The organism is Arcobacter lacus (genome assembly GCF_003063295.1).
Taxonomy (GTDB): Bacteria; Campylobacterota; Campylobacteria; order Campylobacterales; family Arcobacteraceae; genus Aliarcobacter; species Aliarcobacter lacus.
The window spans coordinates 1-23,221 of the sequence record NZ_MUXF01000002.1 but is presented as its reverse complement, the minus strand read 5'-3'; the positions used below and the strand labels follow the sequence as shown (position 1 = coordinate 23,221).

General features: G+C 26.0%; 22 protein-coding genes. 15 read left to right on the top strand and 7 right to left on the bottom strand.

Translation table 11 applies throughout. From position 1 onward, the window contains the following. Positions 1-5: 5 nt before the first annotated feature. From B0175_RS02210 to hemW, 4 genes are read right to left on the bottom strand one after another with little or no spacing between them, the layout of a single operon-like run. A complete protein-coding gene (locus B0175_RS02210) occupies positions 6-488 on the bottom strand; it encodes a hypothetical protein (protein ID WP_108527084.1) in 483 nt (160 codons plus the stop codon). Between the two features lie 52 nt (positions 489-540). Then, complete coding sequence (locus B0175_RS02205) at positions 541-2,511, bottom strand: M3 family metallopeptidase (RefSeq protein WP_108527083.1); 1,971 nt, start codon at positions 2,509-2,511, stop codon at positions 541-543. A gap of 2 nt (positions 2,512-2,513) precedes the next feature. Then, a complete protein-coding gene (prmC, locus tag B0175_RS02200) occupies positions 2,514-3,347 on the bottom strand; it encodes a peptide chain release factor N(5)-glutamine methyltransferase (protein WP_108527082.1) in 834 nt (277 codons plus the stop codon). Between the two features lie 42 nt (positions 3,348-3,389). Further along, positions 3,390-4,457, bottom strand: a complete 1,068-nt coding sequence (gene hemW / locus B0175_RS02195) for a radical SAM family heme chaperone HemW (protein ID WP_108527081.1) — start codon at positions 4,455-4,457, stop codon at positions 3,390-3,392. Between the two features lie 55 nt (positions 4,458-4,512). Between hemW and B0175_RS02190 the strand changes: the two genes are divergently transcribed. Genes B0175_RS02190 through folP form a run of 5 tightly spaced genes read left to right on the top strand, consistent with a single transcriptional unit; the run spans position 4,513 to position 8,576 of the window. Next, positions 4,513-5,010, top strand: a complete 498-nt coding sequence (locus B0175_RS02190) for an RNA pyrophosphohydrolase (RefSeq protein WP_004509399.1) — start codon at positions 4,513-4,515, stop codon at positions 5,008-5,010. Positions 5,011-5,027: 17 nt separating this feature from the next. Next, complete coding sequence (locus B0175_RS02185; protein ID WP_108527080.1) at positions 5,028-6,239, top strand: aspartate kinase; 1,212 nt, start codon at positions 5,028-5,030, stop codon at positions 6,237-6,239. Between the two features lie 2 nt (positions 6,240-6,241). Beyond that, positions 6,242-6,793 carry a HobA family DNA replication regulator gene (locus tag B0175_RS02180; RefSeq protein ID WP_108527079.1) on the top strand — a complete coding sequence of 184 codons (552 nt, stop codon included), beginning with the start codon at positions 6,242-6,244 and terminating at the stop codon, positions 6,791-6,793. Positions 6,794-6,795: 2 nt separating this feature from the next. Then, positions 6,796-7,425, top strand: a complete 630-nt coding sequence (locus tag B0175_RS02175; protein WP_014468771.1) for a DNA polymerase III subunit delta' — start codon at positions 6,796-6,798, stop codon at positions 7,423-7,425. A gap of 11 nt (positions 7,426-7,436) precedes the next feature. Then, positions 7,437-8,576 carry a dihydropteroate synthase gene (gene folP / locus B0175_RS02170; protein WP_108527078.1) on the top strand — a complete coding sequence of 380 codons (1,140 nt, stop codon included), beginning with the start codon at positions 7,437-7,439 and terminating at the stop codon, positions 8,574-8,576. A 17-nt stretch (positions 8,577-8,593) separates the two neighbouring features. Here the strand turns inward: folP and B0175_RS02165 are convergent, their stop codons facing one another. Then, positions 8,594-9,424: a prephenate dehydrogenase gene (locus B0175_RS02165; RefSeq protein ID WP_210004230.1), complete on the bottom strand. Its 831-nt coding sequence runs from the start codon at positions 9,422-9,424 to the stop codon at positions 8,594-8,596. Between the two features lie 77 nt (positions 9,425-9,501). Between B0175_RS02165 and bamA the strand changes: the two genes are divergently transcribed. Genes bamA through B0175_RS02135 form a run of 6 tightly spaced genes read left to right on the top strand, consistent with a single transcriptional unit; the run spans position 9,502 to position 17,388 of the window. Further along, the gene (gene bamA / locus B0175_RS02160; protein ID WP_108527076.1) at positions 9,502-11,778 is read left to right on the top strand and encodes an outer membrane protein assembly factor BamA; all 2,277 of its coding nucleotides are present in this window, start codon (positions 9,502-9,504) and stop codon (positions 11,776-11,778) included. After that, on the top strand, positions 11,778-12,851 hold the full coding sequence (locus tag B0175_RS02155) for a dehypoxanthine futalosine cyclase (protein ID WP_108527075.1): 1,074 nt from the start codon (positions 11,778-11,780) through the stop codon (positions 12,849-12,851). The genes bamA and B0175_RS02155 overlap by 1 nt, the downstream gene beginning before the upstream one ends. Before the next feature lie 57 nt (positions 12,852-12,908). Then, complete coding sequence (locus B0175_RS02150) at positions 12,909-14,147, top strand: M16 family metallopeptidase (RefSeq protein WP_228156049.1); 1,239 nt, start codon at positions 12,909-12,911, stop codon at positions 14,145-14,147. Between the two features lie 2 nt (positions 14,148-14,149). Further along, positions 14,150-15,451, top strand: coding sequence for a glutamate--tRNA ligase (gltX, locus tag B0175_RS02145; protein WP_108527073.1), 1,302 nt, complete (start codon positions 14,150-14,152; stop codon positions 15,449-15,451). Continuing rightward, positions 15,448-15,720, top strand: a complete 273-nt coding sequence (locus tag B0175_RS02140) for a YggT family protein (protein ID WP_004509409.1) — start codon at positions 15,448-15,450, stop codon at positions 15,718-15,720. The genes gltX and B0175_RS02140 overlap by 4 nt, the downstream gene beginning before the upstream one ends. A gap of 9 nt (positions 15,721-15,729) precedes the next feature. Further along, positions 15,730-17,388, top strand: coding sequence for a lytic transglycosylase domain-containing protein (locus B0175_RS02135; protein WP_108527072.1), 1,659 nt, complete (start codon positions 15,730-15,732; stop codon positions 17,386-17,388). On the opposite strand, the gene B0175_RS02130 is transcribed toward B0175_RS02135, so the two are convergent. Continuing rightward, positions 17,357-17,851: a hypothetical protein gene (locus B0175_RS02130; protein WP_108527071.1), complete on the bottom strand. Its 495-nt coding sequence runs from the start codon at positions 17,849-17,851 to the stop codon at positions 17,357-17,359. The two genes, B0175_RS02135 and B0175_RS02130, sit on opposite strands and share 32 nt — an antisense overlap. 201 nt (positions 17,852-18,052) lie before the next feature. Between B0175_RS02130 and B0175_RS02125 the strand changes: the two genes are divergently transcribed. The 4 genes from B0175_RS02125 to B0175_RS02110 are packed head-to-tail and all read left to right on the top strand — an operon-like array spanning position 18,053 to position 22,059. Continuing rightward, positions 18,053-18,895 (top strand): class 1 fructose-bisphosphatase, encoded by an 843-nt coding sequence (locus tag B0175_RS02125; protein WP_108527070.1) that lies wholly within the window; start codon positions 18,053-18,055, stop codon positions 18,893-18,895. Continuing rightward, positions 18,888-19,094 carry a hypothetical protein gene (locus B0175_RS02120; RefSeq protein ID WP_108527069.1) on the top strand — a complete coding sequence of 69 codons (207 nt, stop codon included), beginning with the start codon at positions 18,888-18,890 and terminating at the stop codon, positions 19,092-19,094. The genes B0175_RS02125 and B0175_RS02120 overlap by 8 nt, the downstream gene beginning before the upstream one ends. 14 nt (positions 19,095-19,108) lie before the next feature. After that, positions 19,109-21,061 (top strand): methionine--tRNA ligase, encoded by a 1,953-nt coding sequence (gene metG, locus B0175_RS02115; RefSeq protein ID WP_108527068.1) that lies wholly within the window; start codon positions 19,109-19,111, stop codon positions 21,059-21,061. Further along, positions 21,061-22,059, top strand: coding sequence for a peptidoglycan synthetase (locus B0175_RS02110; RefSeq protein WP_108527067.1), 999 nt, complete (start codon positions 21,061-21,063; stop codon positions 22,057-22,059). The genes metG and B0175_RS02110 overlap by 1 nt, the downstream gene beginning before the upstream one ends. 2 nt (positions 22,060-22,061) lie before the next feature. On the opposite strand, the gene B0175_RS02105 is transcribed toward B0175_RS02110, so the two are convergent. Next, the gene (locus B0175_RS02105; RefSeq protein WP_108527066.1) at positions 22,062-22,718 is read right to left on the bottom strand and encodes a S24 family peptidase; all 657 of its coding nucleotides are present in this window, start codon (positions 22,716-22,718) and stop codon (positions 22,062-22,064) included. Positions 22,719-23,221 lie beyond the last annotated feature (503 nt).

Below are 23,221 nucleotides of genomic sequence, written 5' to 3'. Positions count from 1 at the left end.
TTTAATTAATGATTAAAACCATTTAATAAAGAAGACATTCTACTTAAATCAAGTTTATTTGACTCTTCTTTCTTTTCATCTTTTTGTTGTAAAACATTTGCAAAAGAATTAGTATCCAAATTTAAAATATTTTGTTCTTCTTCTTTCTTCTCTTCTACTTGTTCTTCTTTTATTTCATCTTCTTTGGAATCAAAATCAAAAGAACTTGTTGGCACATTAGTTGAAGTTGTTTCCACTTTTCTATTTAAAATATTTTCAATTTTCCCTAATATTGAAGATAAATTAGATTTATCTTCTTCTGTATGACCTTTTAATTGATTTATATCTTTTTCTAAATCCTCATTTGACAACTCTAATTCTAAAACTTTTTCTTCTAATTCAGATATTTTCCCTTTTAATCCACTATTTTCTTCTTGAAGTTCTTCATAAGCCTTAATTAGAGTAGTTAAAGCATTATTTAGTTTTGTTATTGTTTCTGCATTTGTCATAGTTATTAAATCCTTATTAGTTATATATATTAAAATCGTATTATTGCAAAATTTAGCTAATAATTCCCTCAATTTTCAATAAAGAATCTATACTTGGTTCTCTTTTTGCAAAATCAAAAAATAGTTTATCCATATCGTATGAACCACCTTGACTTAAAATAGTATCTCTATACTTAATTCCTAACTCTTTATTGAATATATTTCCAGAGTCAATAAACATATAAAAAGCATCTGCACTTAGTACTTCTGCCCATTTATATGAGTAATATCCTGCACTATATCCACCAGAAAATATATGAGAAAAACCATTTTGAAATTTATTATATTTTGGTGGAATAATTGCAGCAAATTCTTCTCTAATTGTATCAAGTAAAGATTGTATTTCATCTTCCGTTTTGTATAACTTTTGATATAGTTTAAAGTCAAACAATGCAAATTCAACTTGCCTAACAGTTGCAAGTGATGATTGGAAGTTTTTGGCTTTAATTATTCTATCTATCGCTTCATCGTCTAAAACTTCACCTGTTTGATAATGTTTTGCAAATAGTTTTAAAACATCTTTGTCATATGAGAAATATTCTAAAAATTGTGATGGAAATTCAACTGTATCCCATGCAACACCAGAAATTCCACTAACAAATGGTTCTTCTATTTTACTCAATAAATGATGAAGCGCATGTCCCATTTCATGAAAAAGTGTTACAACATCAGAGTGTCTTAAAAGTGAAGCTATCTCTTTTGTAGATTGAGGGAAATTCCCTACAATATAAGCTGTTGGAAGATTTATCTCTCCATTTGAATTTCTAAAATGTGAATGCCAGTTATTCATCCAAGCACCACCTCTTTTATCTTTTCTAGCTTCTAAATCTATATAAATTCTTGCAATAGTTTTTCCATCTTCGCTTAAATCATAAACTTTTACCTTTTCATCCCAAGCTTTAGTTTGAGTTTTTGTAAATTTAATATTAAACATTTGATGTAAAAAATCAAAAAAACCATTTAAAACTGATTGTTGCTCAAAATATGGTCTATAATACTCTTCATCTAAGTCATATTGAGCTTTTTTCAATTTTTCTGAATAATATGCCATATCACTTGATCTAAAATCAGTTATTCCATCTTTTAAAGCTATTTCTTTTATCTCTTCAAGCTCTTCTTTTGCTTTTTTCTTAGCTTTATTTCCTAACTCTTCTAAAAATGAGATTACATCATCTTCTGTTTTTGCCATTTTAGTTGCAAGAGAATATTGTGCATAATTTTCAAATCCAAGTATTTTTACTTTTTCATCTTTTAAAGCTAAAATTTGTTCTATAATTTTTCCATTTTCTGGTGCTTTTGTACAATAAGCTTTATAAATTTCCTCTCTTCTTTTTCTGTTAGTTCCATAAGTTATATAAGCTAAATAAGAAGGCATTTGAAGTGTAAACTTATATTTTGTAATTCCATCTTCTTCAAATTTTGCTAACTCTAAATCTGATTGAGGTATCTCTTTTACATCTTCAAAATCAGTAATTATCATTTCAAAAGCATTTGTTGCATTTAAAAGGTTTTGAGAAAATTTATGAGAAAGTTCACTAAGCTTCAAATTTATCTCTTCAAGTCTTTTCTTTTTATTATTTTCTAGATTACAACCTGATAATTCAAAGTCTCTTGTTTCATTTTCCAATACTTTATTTTGTATATTATTTAATATACTTTTTTCATTAGACTGTATATCTTTTAAAGATAAATAAATATTTTCATTTTGAGAAATCTCAGTTTCATATTTTGAGATAATTGGAAGGCATTCTTCATACACTTTTGTAGTTATTTCTGAGTTCTTAACAGAATCAATATGAAAGATTGGAGTCAAAAATTCATTTATGCTCTCCCCTATTTCTTGAAATGGTAAAACAAAATTTTTGTAAGTTTTATTTTCTAAATTTAATAACTCATTTATTAATACTCTTTTTTCATCTAAAAGTTTTTCTAAAATTTCTTTACTATTTTCTAAATTATCTAAATTAAAATCTTTGAATGACATTTTTATTCCTTATTTTTAAATTTTAGAGTAAATCCTCTATCAAAATTTTCGTAATCTTTATAAAAATTATAAAATTCAACATTAAATTGTTTAAAATACTCTTCTAAACTTTTTTTCTGGTCATATCCCATTTCACAAAGTAAATATGGGATTTTTTTATCATTTGTTTGTTTTATGATATCTTTTAAAAGTTCATCACCTAAACTTCCACCAAAAAGTGCATTTGATGGTTCAAACTTTACATTTAAAGGTAGTTTATAATCATTTGCAATATATGGTGGATTTGAAATTGTTAGATTTATATCGTCTTCATTTACATTTTCATATAAATTACTAAGTCTAAAATCTATTTTTTCTAAAACATTATGTTTTATAGCATTCTCTTTTGCAAGTTCTATTGCTTTTGGATTTATATCAACTGCAATAATTTTTATATTTTCAATTAACATAGCAAGCATTACAGATATTATTCCACTTCCAGTTCCAATTTCTAAAACCTTTATAGGCTCTTTTTTATCTTTTAAGATTTCAACTGCATTTTCAACTAAAATCTCTGTTTCAGGTCTTGGTATTAAAACACCTTCTTTTACTAAAAACTGCTCTCCGTAAAAAGAAGCTTTACCAATAATATATTCTAAAGGATAATTAGTAGCTCTTTTTTTTACTAAATTTTCAAGCTCTTTTATTTTTGAAAATTCACTATTATAGTTTAAGTGAAGCCAAATAACATTTTTATCCAATAAATACATTATTAATATTTCAACTTCTTTTGAAGGAATATGAGTTACAAGTTTTAGTTCATTTGAATATTTTCTTACTGCATCTTTTATTATCATCTAAATTTTTTACCTTTTAAAAGTTTGGATTATATTATAAAATTAATCTAAAATATATAAAGCTAATTCATCAGCTAATAAAAAGTTTTTATTAAAAACCTTATTATTCTCTATGTAAACTTTTTCGTAACTAATTAGTTCATCTATTTTTTTTAGTTCTTTTTCATCAAAAAGTTCTAATTCTACACCATTTAAACATCGAAATCCTAATAAAACTTTTTCTACTTTTATATCATCTTCATCTATTTCTTCAATCTCAACAAATAAAGGATTTTTTATGTACTCTTCAAGATTTTTTAAAGGATATTCTCTTCTTTTATTTATATATCCAACTGCACCAGCTCCAACGCCTAAATACTCTTTATGTTGCCAATATCCATAGTTATGTTTTGATTGAGAATTTTTATTTTTTGAAAAATTTGATATTTCATATTGAGTAAATCCGTTTTTTGAAAAATAATCAAATATTTCATAAGATAAATCCTCATCATCAATTTTTACACTATTTTTATCAAGTTTAAAAAATTTTGTTCCTTCTTCAATTGTCAATGAATATGCACTTATATGCGTAATTGGAAGTGAAAAAGCAATATCCAAATCTTCTTTTATACTATTTAATGTATCATTCTTAACACCATAAATAATATCACAATTTATCTCTTTAAAACCAATCTTCGAAGCATTTTGTATAGCTTTAATAGCACTATTACTATTATGACTTCTTCCTAAAAATTTTAATTTTTCATTTTGAAAACTTTGAACTCCAAAGCTCACACGGCTTACACCAAGGCTTTTCATAGTTTCTAACCATTCAAATGAAGCAGAATTTGGATTTGCTTCCGTTGTTATTTCAACTTTTTCTTCTAAATATGGATTTATTATTTCAAAAATCTCTTTGTATTCAGAAGCTTTTATAGTAGAAGGTGTTCCCCCTCCTATAAAAACAGTTTCTATTTTTTTATTTTTTGCATATTTTTCTATGTTGTTTTTTAATTGTATTTTTAAAGCTTTCATATAATCGTTTTTTAAACTAAATTTATCTGTATATGAGTTAAACGCACAATAAAAACATTTACTATCGCAAAATGGAATATGTATATATAAAAGCAATTTTTAATCCTAATTATCTTAAAATATCTGGCTAATTATAAGGGAAAATATATTTATGACTGATAAAAAAGAAAAGAAAACAATTAACGAGAAAAAAAACTTTAGACCTAATGTTGCAGCTATCGTACTATCAGCAAAATATCCTCATAAGTGTGAAATTTTTATTGCTTCAAGAACTGACGTTGAAAATGCTTGGCAGTTTCCTCAAGGTGGAATTGATGATGGAGAATCATCAAAAGAGGCTTTATTTAGAGAATTAGAAGAAGAAATTGGTACAAGAGATGTTGAGATCATTGCAGAATATCCTACTTGGGTATCTTACGAATTTCCTCCTGCTATTGCTAAAAAAATGTATCCTTATGACGGGCAAAGACAAAAGTATTATTTAGTTAAATTAAAAAAAGGCGCTACAATTAACATAGATACTGAGATTCCTGAATTTAGCGAGTATAAATTTGTGCCTACTGAAAATATTTATGAATATATAACTTTTTTTAAAAGAACTGTTTATAAACAAGTTATAAAATATTTTAAAAATGAAGGTTATATTTAAAAAGGATAAAAAATTAGATGTTAAAAGTACTTAAGTTTGGTGGAACAAGTGTTGGTACACTTGATAGAATACAAAATGTTGCAAATATCATAAAAAAAATAAAAGACGAAGGTCATGACGTAATAGCTATCGTTTCAGCTATGAGTGGAGAGACTAATAAGCTATTAGATTATGCTGGTTATTATTCAAAAACTCCAAAATTAGATGAAATTGATATGCTTTTAAGTTCAGGAGAAAGAGTAACTTCTGCACTTTTATCAATTGCTTTAAATGAAATGGGATATAAAGCTATGTCAATGAGTGGAAGACAAGCAGGAATTGTTACAGATAATGCTCATACAAAAGCAAGAATCGAATCTATTGATACAACTGAAATGAAAAAATCAATAAAAGATGGGAATATCATCATTGTTGCAGGTTTTCAAGGAATTGCACAAGATACTTTAAGAGTTTCAACTCTTGGTCGAGGAGGAAGTGATTTAACTGCTGTTGCAATTGCAGGAGCAATTGAAGCTGATGTTTGTGAAATATATACTGATGTTGATGGTATTTATACAACAGACCCTAGAATTGAACCAAAAGCTAAAAAGTTAGACAAAATCTCATATGATGAGATGCTTGAACTTGCTAGTTTAGGTGCAAAAGTATTACAAAATAGATCAGTAGAAATGGCGAAAAAATTAAATGTAAATTTAGTATCAAGAAGTAGCTTTACGCCAGAAGTTGAAGGTACATTAATCACAAAGGAAGAGAATATAATGGAAAAACCAGTTGTAAGTGGAATTGCTTTAGATAAAAATCAAATTAGAGTTGGAATGTATGGGGTTACAGATAGACCTGGTATTGCTTCAGCTATTTTTACTGCACTTGCAGATGCAAATATAAATGTTGATATGATTGTTCAAACAAGAGGATTAGATGGAACAACTGATTTAGATTTTACAATTCCTACAACTGATTTTGAGATTTGTAAAAAAGTTATGGAACAATTTAAAGCTCAAGCTAAAAATATAGATTATAATGAATCTATTTGCAAAGTATCTATTGTTGGTGTTGGGATGAAATCTCATACTGGAGTTGCTTCAAAAGCATTTACAGCAATGGCTAATGAAAATATTAATATAAGAATTATTTCAACTAGTGAAATTAAAATTTCTATGATTGTTGATGAAAAATATGCAGAGCTTGCTGTTCGAGCTTTACATGAAGCTTATCATTTGGATAAATAGTAGTGCAAGAATTTTTAAATTGGACAGTTGATACAATAAGGAAAGATAAATATATTTCTCCTTGGCTAGAAGAAAAAAAATATGAATGGACGCCTTTAGTATCTAAAAATATCAATAATCTTTTAGAAAGAAATTTTTCTGTTATTGTTATTACAGACAAAGATAGAGAGTGGTTTTTAGAGTATGCTTTAACAAATATTAACTCTACAAAATTAAATAGGCCATTTTTGCCATATTATGATTTTAAATCTTTTTACAAATATATCGATAATGTAAAATCAGATGAAGATATTTCATATATAAAAGATATGTTAAGTATTTCATTCCCAAATGGTTATTGTTTTTGGTATATTGGAAAAGGACAAGATATAAGAGCAACTATTCCAAAAGTCTTAAAAAATTCATTTTTATGGCTTTTTGATGAAGAAAAACAAGATGCTTTTAACTTAAAATCAAATGATGAAGCGTTAGATATGAAACTTTTACAAATGTTTAGATTGTATAATAAAACATTGAGTGCTTCATTATTTGCTGAAATAAATGTGGAAAATTAATCTTGTTAGATTTTATTGAAAACTCTTCTATTTTAATAGTAAATAATATTGAAGAAACTTTAAATTTAATGCTTCCAAAATATCCTTTACACTCTGTAAGAGTTATTAAAAATGAAGAAAAAGAAGAATTTTTAATAGCTCAAGCAAATGAAACTATTAAAGAAGCTTTTATTGCAACAAGTGAAAAAAAATATCTATTTTTATGTGGTTCAACTTTTAGAAAAGAGGCACAAAATGCTCTTTTAAAAATTTTGGAAGAACCACCTAGAAATATAGTTTTTATACTTATAACAAATTCAAAAACATCTCTTTTACCAACTATTTATTCGAGATTACCATATAAATATCTAAAAAAATCTGAACAAAAAATAGAGTCATCTTTAGATTTAAATAGACTTGATTTAAAAGATATTTATACTTTTTTACAAGAAAATCAAAAAATTTCTAAACAAGAAGCAAAAGATATAGTTGAATCACTTTTATTAAAAGCTAATAATCAAAAAATCAAACTTTCACAAAAGAAACTTGATTTCTTTTCTAAAGCAATAAAATTATTGGAACTAAATTCAAAACCAATAAATGTTCTTACAACTCTACTTTTATATTTATCAAATCAAAAAAATCAAAACTGAAAGGTTTTTATATGAAAACATATAAAATATCACTAAATAATTCAAAAAAGTTTTTTGAAAATCTTGGTTGTGATAGTGGCGGTATTTCGATTTTATCAAAAAAATCAAAACTTCATACTTTATATATAAAAGATTTACATGTTGGTGCTGCAAATATTTTAAAACAAGATGCTTTATCTATTGGAGCAGATTTAGCTGTACCAAATGGAGTTATAATTGCCAAAGATAAATATGTAAATGCCTTACTTATAGGAACTACAAAACATTTTGAGAATTTAGCAAAAAAAGAGTTAGCACAACCTTTTGGATTAAAAGAGTTAGCAAAATCTTTAAAAGATTATGTAAAAGAGCAAAACTATCCTATAAAAATAATGGGTGTTTTAAATGCAAATGAGGATTCATTTTTTAAAAATAGTAGATTTGATAACTCTGAAGCTTGTTTAAAAATAGAAAAAATGATAGAAGATGGTGCAAATATAATAGATATTGGTGCTGTTTCAAGTCGTCCTGGAAGTTTACCTGTTAGTGAAAATATAGAACTTGATAGATTAAAAGATATAGTTCAAACTATTTATCAAAATAAATATTATGAAAAAGTTGATTTTTCCATAGATTCTTTTTCTCCAAAAGTTATAGAATATGTTTTAAATCATGGCTTTAAAATAGTAAATGATATAACAGGTTTAGAAAATGATGAAGTTTGTAAACTTGTATCAAAATATAACGCTCAAGCAGTTATTATGCATATGCAAAATAATCAAACAAATATGCAAGAAGCTCCTTTTTATGAAGATGTTATAGTTGAAATTGATGATTTTTTTAACAACCGATTAGAAAAAGTAAAAAGTTTTGGAGTAAAAGATATAGTTTTAGATGTGGGTATTGGTTTTGGGAAAACTTTGGAACATAACCTACTTTTACTTAAAAATTTAGAACATTTTAAACACTTTGGATATGAGTTACTAATTGGGGCAAGTAGAAAATCTATGATAGATAAAATAACACCAACTGAAATTTTAGATAGACTTCCAGGAACTTTGGCAATTCATTTAGAATCTATTAGAAATGGTGCTTCAATTATTAGATGCCATGATGTAAAAGAGCACTTTCAAGCAATAAAAGTTTTTGAAGCGATAGAAAATATAAATTAAAAAGAGATACTTATCTTTTATAGTATCTCATGCAAGCTATTTGCTTTTTTCATCCACTCTTCTAAATTTTCATAATTTTCATTTTTTATCATCTCTTTTGCATCATCTAATTGATTTTCAAACGACTCAATAGCTTTTAAAAGGTTTTCTCTATTTTGTTTGAAAATATCACTCCACATTCGTGGACTTGATTTTGCAATTCTACTCATATCCTTAAATCCACCAGCAGCAAGTGCAATAATAGATTTTGGATCTTCATGACTCATAACAGTATTTGCCAAAGAAAAAGATATTATATGAGGTAAATGAGAGATATAACAAGCATGAATATCGTGTTTATCGCTATCCATAACTACTATTCTCATACCTATTTCTTGAAATATTTTAAAGGCTCTATTTACATGAATATTTGCATTTTGTTCTAAATCACAAAAAACAACAGTTTTCCCTTCATATAAATCATCAATAGCAGCTTTTGGTCCTGATTTTTCAGTTCCTGTCATAGGATGTGCTGCAATAAAGTTTTTTCTTATTTTAGGTGGAATACTTTTTACAATATACTCTTTAGTTGAACCCATATCTATAATAGTTGTATTTTCATCTATATCTAAAAAGTTTGGAAACATCGAGATAATAGCATCTACAGGTATTGCTAAAATAATAACATCAGAAACTTTTTTAAGTGTTTCTAAATCTACTAATTCATCTACCAAATTCAAATCTAAAATATCTTTTTTATTTTTTTCACTATTTGTAAAACCATAAACTTTTGAAGCAATACCATATCTTTTTACAGCTTTTGCTAAAGAACCCCCCATAAGTCCTAAACCTATAATTCCAATATTCAAAGTAATAACCTTTTTGTAAAATTCGTTTGTGATTATACATTACTTTATATTTATATAAACTATATTTAGATATATTAATGCCCTACAATGTAAATTTAAGGATTATTGTGAAAAATAAAATCATATTATTATCTTTAGCTTGTGCCACAATACTAAGTGCAGAAACTATAAAATCAATAGAGTTTAAAAACGTAAGTAAAATTTCACCACAAATTTTAGACGAAATTTTAGATATGAAAGTTGGCGATACAATCGATGAAAATAGATTGAATGAAGCTTTGGTAAAGTTTTATAAACAAGGATATTTTGAAGATATTCAAGTTTTAAATGAAAATGGAAATTTAAAATTAGTTTTTAAAGAAAAACCTTCTATTGCAAATGTTGATATAAAAGGTTATAAAACTAGAACTGAAGATATTGAAACTCTTAAAACAGCAATCAAATTAAAAAAAGGTTCAATGTATAGTGAAAAAAGAGTAAAAGAAGCTAAAGAAAAGCTTCTTAGTATGCTTGAGAGTGAAGGATATATAAATTCTGTTGTTGAAACAGAAGTTGAAAAATTAAATGAAGACTCTTTAAAAATCACTTTCAATGTAAATAAAGGTGATGAAATCATCATTAAAAAAGCAAACTATCATGGTGCTGATAATTTAGAACAAAATGATTTCGATCATGTTACTGCAAATAAAGAAGTTGAATTTGCTTCTTGGTGGTTTGGACAAAATGATGGTGAAGTAAAAATTGACCAATTAAAATATGATGCAAGAAGAATAAATGACCTTTATTATGAAAAAGGTTATTTAGATGCTCAAGTAAAAGAACCATTTTTGGATATTGATTTTGCTTCAAATCAAGCAAAATTAGACTTTTTTATCACAGAAGGTGAACAATACACAACAAATAATATAAAAATCTATTTAGATTCTTCTATTGTTGATCCTGAAACAATTTATCCTGAATTAAAACTTATTGTAGGAAGAACTTTTAATATTAAAAAATTAAGAGAAGACCAAGATTACATAAAAACACAAGTTGCAGACCAAGGTTATGCATATGCTGAAGTAAAATTTGATTTAAAGAAAAATGAAGAAACAAAATTAGTTGATGTTATTTTTAGTGTAGTTCCAGGTAAAAAAGTTTATATAAATGATGTAAAAATTTCAGGAAATACAAGAACATTAGATAGAGTTGTAAGAAGAAATGTTTATTTAGCGCCTGGTGATTTATATAACCTTACAGATTTTAAAGACTCTACAAATAAACTTAAACGTTCAAGATTCTTTGATGATGTAAAAATTGAAGAAAAAAGAATTAGTGATGATAAAATGGATATCATCGTAAAAGTAACTGAAGCTGCTACTGGTTCATTGATGCTTGGAGGAGGATATGGTTCTTATGACAAGTTTATGGTTAGTGGTTCTGTAAGTGATGTAAATATTTTTGGTTCAGGTTTAGCTTTAGGATTGAGTACAGATATGTCTGCTCATAGTAATAGATTTGAACTTAGCCTAAAAAATCCAGCAATAAGAGATAGTGATTATAATGGAGAAGTTGAAATTCACTCAACTGATTATGAAATTGATAGATCAAAATATGATTCTGACGTAGCAACAAAAGGTTTTTCAGTTGCAATAGGAAAAGAAATAGTTAGAAATCTTTATGCAGGAACTAGATATAAACTTGATTTTGTTAGTGAAAATTATGATTATGCTAGTGATAGTACTATTGCAGAAAATAAAAGATTTCAAGATACTGATTATGTAAATAGTTCTGTGACTCCTTATCTTAACTATGATAATACTGATGATTACTACTTCCCTAGAGAAGGATTTAGAGCAAATACATCTTTAGAATATGCAGGAGTTGGTGGAGATTCAAAATATGTAAAATCAACTTCTAGCTTAAAATACTTTTATTCATTAGAAGATTTAGCCGAGTTAGACTGGGTTTTAAGACTTAAAACTCAAGTTAGAATGTTATTTGATAATGGACAAATCAATCAAGGAGACTCTTTATATTTAGGAGGTCCTAAAACATTAAGAGGTTATAAATCTTATGCTTTCCCTAAAAATGAAACAGGAGAGAAAACAGATCCATATAAAAATATGTGGGCAAACTCTGCTGAAATGAGTTTTCCATTAGTTCCTAGTGCAAAAATGAGATGGGGAGTTTTCTATGATTATGGTATGATTGGTCAAGATTCATTTGATGAAATAGAGAGATCAGGAGCCGGATTATTGTTAGAATGGGTTTCTCCGATGGGTCCATTACAACTAATTTTTGCTAGAGCACTTGATGATGAGCCAGGTGATGATACATCTTCATTTGAGTTCTCTTTTGGAGCTAGTTTCTAATGGTTAAAAAAATTGAAGTCGATTTAAAAAAAAGACTTACAAATGAAGAAACTTTAGATTTAATAAAAAATGCCTCACTTTTAGAGTTAGGTGAAATGGCAACTAAAAAAAAATCTGAACTTCACCCTGAAAAAATAACAACATTTATAGTTGATAGAAATATTAACTATACAAATGTTTGTTGGGTTGATTGTAAATTTTGTGCTTTTTTTAGACACGGAAAAGATGAAGATTCATATGTTTTAAAATTTGATGAAATTGATCAAAAAATTGAAGAACTTCTAGAAATTGGTGGAACTCAAATACTTTTTCAAGGTGGAGTTCATCCAAAACTAAAAATTGATTATTATGAAGAATTAGTAGGACATATAAATACAAAATATCCACAAATTACTATTCATGGATTTTCAGCTATTGAAATTGATTTTATTGCAAGAATTTCAAAAATATCTAAACTTGAAGTTCTAAAAAGATTACAAGCAAAAGGTTTAAGTTCAATTCCTGGAGCTGGAGCTGAAATTTTAAGCGATAGAGTAAGAGATATAATTGCTCCAAAAAAAATGGATACAAAAGAATGGTTAGAAGTTCATAGACTTGCTCACTCGATTGGTATGAAAACAACAGCGACTATGATGTTTGGAACAGTTGAAACTGATGAAGAAATAATTGAACATTGGGAACATTTACGAAAACTTCAAGATGAAACGGGTGGTTTCAGAGCATTTATTATGTGGTCATTTCAAGGTCAAAATACAAAACTGATAGAAGAACATCCAGAAATCAAACCTCAATCATCAAATAGATATTTAAGATTACTTGCAGTTGCAAGATTATATTTAGATAATTTTCAAAATATGCAAAGCTCTTGGGTAACACAAGGAAGCTATATAGGACAACTTGCCCTTAAATTTGGTGCAAATGACTTAGGAAGCACTATGATGGAAGAAAATGTAGTAAAAGCAGCAGGTGCTGCAAATAGAATGAATCAAGATGAAATGATAAGACTTATAAAAGATATCGGTGAATATCCTGCAAAAAGAAATACTGCTTACGAAATTTTAGAAAGATTTTAAGATATGAAAATAAAATACTGTTTTTTATTTATAATAGCGATTTTACAAGGAAATTTAATGAGTGCTACAATAAAGCATATTAATATAAAAGGTACAGAAGTACCAATAATTTTTGAAGAACAAAAAGATTTACCAATTTTAAATTTACAATTAGTTTTTCAAAATTCTGGTTATATTCAAGATAAAGATAAAAGTGGTTTAGTAAATTTATCTTCAAGTATTTTAAATGAAGGAACAAAAGAGTTAGGTAGCTCAAATTTTGCTCAAATACTTGATGAAAATGCAATAACAATCCATAGTTCAAATGGATTTGAAACATTTGTTATTGAAATTTCAAGTTTAAAAGAACAATCAAAAAAAGCAGTTAGTTTATTAAATGATTTACTAAAATCTCCAAACTTTACACAAAGTTCTTTGGATAAAATAAAAACTATTCAAACTGGATATTTAAAAAGAAAAGAAAATGATTTTGACTTTATTGCACAAAATCAGTTAAAAGCCCTACTTTTTAAAGATACAGCTTTAGAAAATCCATCAAGTGGAACAATAGAATCTATTTCAAAAATAGAGTTAAAAGATATAGAAAACTTTTTATCAAAAACTATATCTTTAAATAACTTGATTATTGTTGCAGGTGGTAATTTTACACAAAAAGAGATAGAAACTCTAATAAAACCTATTTTGGAAAATTTAAAAATAGGCGAAAAATCTGAAGTAAAAAAAATAGACTTTAAATCACAAAAAAGTGAAAAAACTCTTCAAAGAGATACAGAACAAGCTTATATTTATTTTGGAAGTTCATTTAATATAGATTCAAAAGATGAAAAGAATTATAAAGCAAAAGTTGCTTCATTTATTTTAGGTGGTTCTGGTTTTGGTTCAAGATTGATGGAAGAAATTAGAGTAAAAAGAGGTTTAGCTTATAGTGCTTATGGAAATATCTCTATAAATAAAACTCATACATATTTTAGTGGTTATTTACAAACAAAAAATGAAACGGCAAAAGAAGCTCAAGAATTAGTTTCAAAATTAGTAGATGAGTTTGTAGAAAATGGTGTTACTCAAGAAGAATTAACAGCTGCTAAGAATTTTTTATTAGGAAGTGAACCTCTTAGAAATGAAACTTTAGCACAAAGATTAAATAAAGCATTTACACTATATTATCGAGGATTAGACCAAGATTATTCTAAAAAAGAATTAGAAAAAATTCAAAATCTAAAACTTGAAGATTTAAATAACTATATAAAATCTCACAAAGAGATAAATAATTTAACATTCTCAATAGTAAGGAGATAATTTTGTTAAGATTTGCCCCAAGTCCAACAGGAGACATGCATATTGGAAATTTGCGAGTTGCTATTTTCAATTATATCGTATCTAAACAACTAAAAGAAGATTTGATAATAAGAATTGAAGATACAGATAAAGAAAGAAATATAGAAGGAAAAGATAAAGAGATTTTAGAGATTTTAAATCTTTTTTCAATAGAGTATAAAACAGTATTTTATCAAAGTGACAACTTAAAATATCACCAAAAAATGGCATTACAATTAATGACTCAAAAAAAAGCTTTTGCTTGTTTTTGTAGTGATGAAAAACTTGAAGAATTAAGAGAAGAATCTATAAAAAAAGGAATTCCTTTTAGATATGATGGATTTTGTGAAAATTTATCTGATGAAGCAGTTCTAAATGTAAACGCACCTTTTACTGTTAGATTAAAAAAACCAGATCATAATATAAAATTTACTGATTTACTAAAAGGTGATTTTGACTATGCACCTTTTGATATTGATAGTTTTATAATTTTAAGACAAGATAAAACTCCAACTTATAATTATGCTTGTTCTGTTGATGATATGTTAATGGATATTTCAATAGTTATTCGTGGAGAAGACCATGTTTCAAATACACCAAAACAAATACACATTAGAGATTCATTAGGATATACAAAAGAGATAAAATATGTTCATTTACCAATTATTTTAAATGCACAAACTGGTAAAAAAATGAGTAAAAGAGATGATGCAAGTAGTGTAAAATGGCTAATTGAACAAGGATTTCTTCCAAGTGCTATTGCAAATTATCTTGTGTTGATGGGAAATAAAACTCCATCTGAAATTTTTACTTTAGAAGAAGCCATAGAGTGGTTTAAAATAGAAAATATTTCAAAAAGTTCAGCAAAATTTGATATAGATAAATTAAGATTCATAAATAGAAAACATATTGAAAATCTTGATGATATGAGATTATCAAAAATTTTAGGTTTTGCAGATAGTGATATAGGAAAATTAGGAAAACTATTTTTAGAAGAAGCAAGTACTATAAAAGAGATAAAAGAAAAGATTGAACCAATCTTTGCTACAAAAACAACTCTTGAAGGTTTTGAAAATGAATTTAAAGTAATTAAAGAGTGTTTACAAAAAGCTCCTTATTTCGATAATTATGAAGATTTAAAAAATTATATTGTAGATGAAACTTCTTTAAAAGGGAAAAATCTATTTAAACCATTAAGATATATCTTAACAGGTGTTGAAAATGGTCCAAATTTATCAGATATTTACCCTTTAATTAAAAACTATTTAGGAGACATTATAAAATGATAGATGCACTATTAACTTCAATTTTTACACTAATTTTTAGTATTATTTTTTTATATAAGTGGGTTGTTATTATTTCAGCACTTTTAACTTGGGTAAAACCTGATCCTTATAATCCAATAGTTCAAATTCTTTATAGATTAACTGAACCAGTTTATGCTTTTATAAGAAGATATATACCAACAGTATTTGGTGGAATGGATTTGGCTCCACTAATTTTAATTTTTGGATTAATTTTCATAGAGACACTTCTAAAAAACTTATTCTTCTAAAGCTTTGATATGAAAAAAATTTTGATATTTTTGCTTTTTGCAATATCTTTAAATGCGGATATTGCAACAGCAACTACCGATTTTATGCAAAAAGACTTTAAAATAACTCTATCTTGGCTTCAAGAAAAACCTAAATCTCCTGCAAAAGATTTTTTTATTATTCAATATCTAAATCAAGAGGAAAATTTATCTTTTGAAGAGGCTAAAACTGTCTATGATATGAGATATGGTAAAAATGCTTCTTTAGATAAACTTTTCAATCAAAGATATAAAAAAAATATCCCAGAAGAAGATTTAAAATGTTATAGAGCTTCAATTGAAGAGTTAAAAAATAGCGATGTAAGATGTATTGCATTAGGATTATCTTTAAAAGAGGCTTCTTTATTGTCGAAAAAAGATTTAGAATTTTTTATTAACAAATTAGATTCTTACCCTACTTTAAAAAATAACTTAAAACTTATTTCATCAACTGATCCTTTTAACTCTTTTATAAATAGTGGTACAAAAAAGTTTCTACAACTATTTTTTGAACTTGAAGATAGTTATACTATAAGATATTTAAATAAAGAATTACCTTTGGAATTTTTAACAAAACTTACACAAGAAGCTGATTTTAATAGGTTCTTACGAACTATTATTTTTAGTAAAGATTTTCCAAATATTCAAAAATCTTTGTTTGCTCTAAATAGTATTAAAACATTTACACCTGATATTGATTTTATTCTTGGGATTAATGCAATAAATAATAATAATCCAACAATTGCAAAAAGCTTTTTTCTTACATCTTTTAATAAAACAAACCAAAGAGACATGAAAGATAAGGCTGCTTTTTGGTTATATTTAGTAACAAAAGAAAATTACTATTTAGAAGAACTAGCTAAAAGTTGGGATAATAGTTTATATGTTTTATATGCAAAAGAGTTGTTAAATATAAAACCAGATAATATTATTTACAATCTTGAAGTAAAAAATCAAAAAAGCTCTTATGATATTTATAATGCTTTTGATTGGTTAAATGTTGTTGAAGATACGAAAACAAACCTTGATGATATAAAACTACAAAAGTACTCAAATATTTTTACAGATGAAAATACAATGCCACATTTAGCTTTTGTTTTAGAAAGATATAATAAATCTAAAATTCAATATTTTATAACTCCATATAAAGATATAATTGGAAAATATGATATATATAAACAAATTTTACTCTATTCTCTTGCTAGACAAGAAAGTAGATTTATCCCCTCTTCTATTTCTGTATCTTCAGCTTTAGGTGTTATGCAAATAATGCCTTTTTTATCTTTGGATATTTCACAAAAATTAAATGAAGATTATAATATTTATGAACAATTTGTTCCAAAAAAGAATATTGAATATGCAAGTTTTCATTTAGATACATTAATGAATCAATTTGATAATAATCCTTTATTTATAGCTTACGCTTATAATGGCGGTGGAGGATACACTAAAGGTCAATTAAAAAAAGGATTATTTAAAGAAAAAGGTAAATTTGAACCATTTTTAAGTATGGAGTTAATATCTTCTGGCGAAACAAGAGAATATGGGAAAAAAGTTTTAGCAAACTTTTATATCTATAATAATTATTTAAATAGTGAAAATAAAATTTCACTATCTACTATTTTACAAAACCTAGTGTCACCTTATTAGACTCTTGGTCTTGTAAAACTAAATTTAAAACAAAATCTTTTTTATTATCATCTATTTCTATATTATTGAATTTTACTAAATAATAGTTTCCCCAATAATTTTTAAGCATTAAACTTTTATATTTTTCATTATCTTTTTCAATTTTTTCAATATATACTGGTTCATTTTCATTTAAAAAGAAAAGATATCCATTATCTTCTATATTTTGAGAATCTAAATTAGAAAAATATGTAAACACTAAAAAATCTTCTGTTTTTGTATCTGAAAGTTCATCTATTTGGTTTAAATAAGTTGCTATAAAAATAGTATTAACCTCTTTATCTTTTACTATATCAGCCTTTTTCGTAGCTTTTATACCTTTTGTTTCCAATCCATCTTTTTCAAAATACCTAAATGCGCTATTTTTTGATGAGCATGAAACTAAAAACATTGAAATAAATAGAAAAATTAAAATTTTATACATAAATCCCCTTTTTTTAATGGCCTGTATTTTACATTACAAAGGCTTTAAAAAATATTTCTAAATTTAATTTAACGTTTCTTTAGATAAAATCCTCTCTACAAATAAGAAAAGATTAATATTCAAATCTTGTATATGATGAAAATAGCTTAGAATATTGATTAGTCTAAAATTTTGTTAATAAAATACAAAAAGAGTATAAATATGCAAGAAATAATTAAAGCAATTGAAGAATCTGCAATAAAAATCAAACATTTAATTGAAACAGGTGACACAGGGAAAAGTGAATCTGAGAATTCAACTGGAGATACACAACTAAAACTTGATATTGCAAGTGATGAAATCATTGAAAATATTTTCAAAAAAATTCCAAGTATAAAAGCAATTGTTAGTGAAGAGCAAGAAGCAATTGTAAACTTACATGAAAATGGTAAATATTTAATAGCTTATGATCCACTTGATGGTTCATCTCTAGTCGATGTAAACCTATCTGTTGGTTCAATTTTTGGTATTTATGAAAATGAATTTAATGCACAAAATATAGTTGCTTCAGTTTATGTAGTTTTTGGTCCAAGAGTTGAAATGGTAGTAACTACAACTGATGTAAAAATGTATAGATTATTAGATGCTAAATTTACTTTTATTCAAAATATTAAACTTAATGAAAAAGGTAAATTAAATGCTCCTGGTTCTACACAAAATTGTTGGGCACCTTTTCATAAACAGTTAATTGATGACATTTTTAATGATGGTTATAGATTAAGATATAGTGGAGGAATGGTTCCAGATTTACACCAAATTTTATTAAAAGGTGGTGGACTTTTTTCATATCCAGGAACAAGTGATAAACCAAAAGGAAAATTAAGACAGTTATTTGAAGTTTTCCCTTTTGCATTAGCTTATGAAAAAGCTGGTGGTCAAGCTGTTGATGGATTTAAAAGAGTTTTAGAAGTGCAAACTACACATATTCACGATACAACTCCTTGCTTTTTTGGTTCAAATAGTGAAATAAACAGAGTTTTAGAAGTTTATAAAAATAATGGCTGAACACGAAGAAATTGTACTTGATGAATGGGAATTAAAACTAGAAAAAATGCTAGTTGAATTAAAAAATTGTCAAGAATCAAATAGTTTAAAATCTTGCACTCCTTGTAGTGCTTTTTTTGAATGTGAATTAAGAAGAAAATACGTAATTTCTGTCTATGAATCTATGAATAAAGGTTCTACTGGTGGATTTGAATTTTAAGAAAAGAGGTAAAAATGCAAGAATCTTGTAAAAATGTTTATATCACAACTCCAATATATTATGTAAATGATGTAGCTCATATCGGTCATGCTTATACTACAATTATTGCAGATATGTTAGCAAGATATTCAAGATTGACAGGTTCAAATACATTCCTTTTAACAGGAACTGATGAACATGGACAAAAAATAGCACAAAGTGCTGAAATTAGAAACAAAACACCAAAAGAGTATGCTGATGAAATTTCAGGAAAATTTAGAACTTTATGGGATGATTTTGATATTACTTATGATAAATTTATCAGAACTACTGATGAAGAGCATAAAATTGGAGTACAAAAAGCTTTTGAAACAATGTATAAAAAAGGTGATATTTATAAAGGTGAATATGAAGGTTTTTATTGTGTACCTTGCGAAACTTTTTTTCCTGAATCTCAACTTGTAGATGAACAATTTTGTCCAGAATGTGGAAGAGCAACAACTTTAGTAAAAGAAGAAAGTTATTTTTTTGAATTATCTAAATATGAAGAAAAATTACTTAAATGGTATGAAGAAAATGAAGATTGTATTTTACCAAGAAGCAAAAAGAATGAAATTGTAAACTTTGTAAAAGGTGGTTTAAAAGATTTATCAATCTCAAGAACATCATTTTCTTGGGGAGTAAAATTTCCAGAATCAATGAATGAACCAAAACATGTTATGTATGTTTGGCTTGATGCTCTTTTAAACTATATTACAGCACTTGGATATGGAACTGATGATAAAAATATGGATTTTTGGCCAGCAAATATTCATCTTGTTGGAAAAGATATATTAAGATTTCACTCTATTTATTGGCCAGCATTTTTAATGTCTTTAGATTTACCTTTACCAAAACATATTGCAGCGCACGGTTGGTGGACAAGAGATGGTGAAAAAATGTCTAAATCAAAAGGAAATGTTGTAAATCCAAAAGAAGTTGCAGATGCTTATGGACTTGACGCATTTAGATATTTCATGTTAAGAGAAGTTCCTTTTGGTCAAGATGGAGATTTTTCACAAAAAGCTTTAATAGATAGAATAAACTCTGATTTAGGAAATGATTTAGGAAATTTACTAAATAGAATTTCGGGAATGAGTGGAAAATATTTTGATTATAAAGTAAGTTCAGTTGATGTTGAAAAATTCCATAAAAAAGAGTTAGATGAAGTAAATGAAATTTTAGATGGTGTTGAAAAATATATTTATAATATGCAAATAAACAGATATCTTGAAGAGATATGGAAAGTTTTAACTATTGCAAATAAAGCAATCAATGATTATGAACCTTGGAATTTAATGAAAGATGGAAAAAATGCTGAGGCTATGGCGTTAGTTGCTTTAATTACAAATATTATGGCTAAAGTTGCCCTACTTTTAGATTCAGTAATGCCTGAAAAAATTAAACTAATTGCTCAATCTTTAGGTATGAATATAAATACTGAAACTTTTAATAAATTGATAAAAAATAAAGAGTTATTAGCTGATACAGTTATAACAAAAGTTGAACAACTTTTCCCAAGAATAGAAGAGATTTTATTAGAACAACCTGCAACAGCTGATGAAACAAAAGCTGAATGTGAAATAAAAAAAGAACAAGAAACTACAAAAGTAGAAGATGACAATTTAATCACTATTGATAAATTTTTTGAAACAACTTTAAAAATTGGAACAATTGTAGAAGCAGTTGAAGTTCCAAAATCTGCAAAACTTCTAAAACTACAAGTTGATTTAGGAGAAGGAAGAAATAGACAAATTTTAGCAGGAATTAAAGAGTATTATTCAGCTGAAGAATTAGTTGGTACTCAAGCTTGTGTAGTTGCAAACTTAAAACCTGCAAAACTTATGGGAATGCTAAGTGAAGGTATGTTGATGGCAGCACGTGATGAGAATGGTTTATCACTTTTAAGACCAGAAGCACCTAAAAAATCTGGAACGAAAATAAGCTAGTGCAAATCTCATCTATTTTAGATATTGTTGATGGAAAGCTTTTAAACTCTCCATCAATCTCTTTTATATATTCAATCAAAACAAACGTTTCAAAAGTAAAAGAAGGCGATTTATTTATAGTTAAAGATCCAAATGAGATTGAAATAGCTCTAAAAAATGGTGCATTTGCAATCCTTATCGAAGAAAATCATCTGATACTTGATAATGAAATAGCTTGGATAAAAGTTGAAAATATTGATTTAGCCATAATAAAATTAATTCGTTTTAACTTATCTACTAAAAATTTAAAAGCTTATTTTTGTGAAAAAGAGACTTATGATTTACTAAAAATATATTCAAATAACTTCGAAAAAGCTATAAAACTAATTCCAAATAGATTGGAAAACTTTTTTAAACAATTAGAAAATATAGAAAATGATGATATTCTTATCTGTTCAGATAAAACAATTCTAGATAAACTTTACCCAAACAATAGTGATTTCAATGATATAGTTTTAGTTGAAAATATAGAAAATTTAACGGAACACTCTTTGTTTGAAACATCTTTTTCATATAAAGAAAGATATTTTTCAAGATTGAAGATTTCAAGTTTATATCTTACAAATTTTATAAAAGTTTATAATTTTCTAAATCAAAATATAGATTTCTCAAAATTAAAAGCTTTTCATAACTTAAAAGCTCTTTTTTTAGATAAAAATTTCAATCTTATAGAATTTGGTAAAAGTGATAAATTTATAATTTGTCAAAACAATGAAGATTTATATAAAAAAGAGATTTTATATATAAAAGAAAAATATAAATATGCAAAAGCTATTTTTATTTCAAATTTTTATGTCGATTTTCTGGATAAAGATGAACAAATTATCATAAAAGATTTAGAAGAGTTAAAACCAATTTTAAAAAGCTTAAAATTCAATGCTGTTTATATTATGGGATTTAATTATAAATGTGTAATAAACTATTTTTTAAAATCACAAAAATTCCCAACACTCTTTTAAGATTAGTAAACTAATCCAAAAGAGCTTATCACTTTTCCTAAAATTTCTAAATCATTTTTATTTAAAACTTGTGATGGATAATCTTTGTTATCAGAAATAATATCTAGTTTCCCATCAACTCGTCTTTGTATTCTTTTTACAAATAAACCATGAATTGTAGTAAAAGCATAAATTCCATCTCTTGATACATCATTTTTTGTTTTATCAATAAATATTATATTGTCACTATTTAATGTTGGTTCCATAGAATCTCCAATTACATTTATAGCATCAATATTTTTTAAATTTTCATTTCCACCCAACATACTAACAAAATATGTTGGTAACTCTAAAGATTCATAGTTATCTTCACTTTCATAAGCTCCACCACCAGCACTAACGGAAACAGAAGGATAATATTTTATCCAATATTTATCTGTTGCATCAACTAATGAATCTGGATTTTGATTGTATAAAAGCCAATTTATAGATATCTTTTTTTTAGCACAAAAGTTTAAAATATTTGTAAAAGGAATTTTTCCTCTATTTTTCATAGTAGCAAAATTTGCTTGACTTAATTCTAAAGATTTAGCTACATCTTTATCGAATACTTTTCCATTTTTTCCATCTGCACTTATAATATCTTTTAGTTTTTCTATAATCTCATCAACAATAAACATTTTAGCTCCTTTTTTTATTTCTCAAAATTATATTACAATTTGAAATATTTTTCAAGTAAATTATTAATTTTTTATATAATTTGAAATATTTTATTTAAAGGATAATATTATGTCAAGAAAAATAGTAGAAACTAAAGATAGTGTTATAAATTTCTTTAGAAGAGTTGACAATTTTATTTATGAATTTGGTGAAAAAATTCTATAAATTGTAAAAACTATTAAATTTTAAAATTTTTCAAAAAACAATAAAAATATAAATATTACTAAAGCAACTTTTATATATGATTACACTCATATTTACAAATGGTAACCACGGAGAGAAATATGGAAGGGCTAAGTACGATACTAGAATTAGTAACAAGCTTTCTAATAGTAATGGGGATAGTATCAACAGTATTATTAATATTAGGTTTTTTGCTAAAAGCAAAAGGAGTAACATTTGTAGAGTTTTTTCCAAAAAAACAAGAGAATGTTAGTCAAACACCAAATATAATCTATAACAC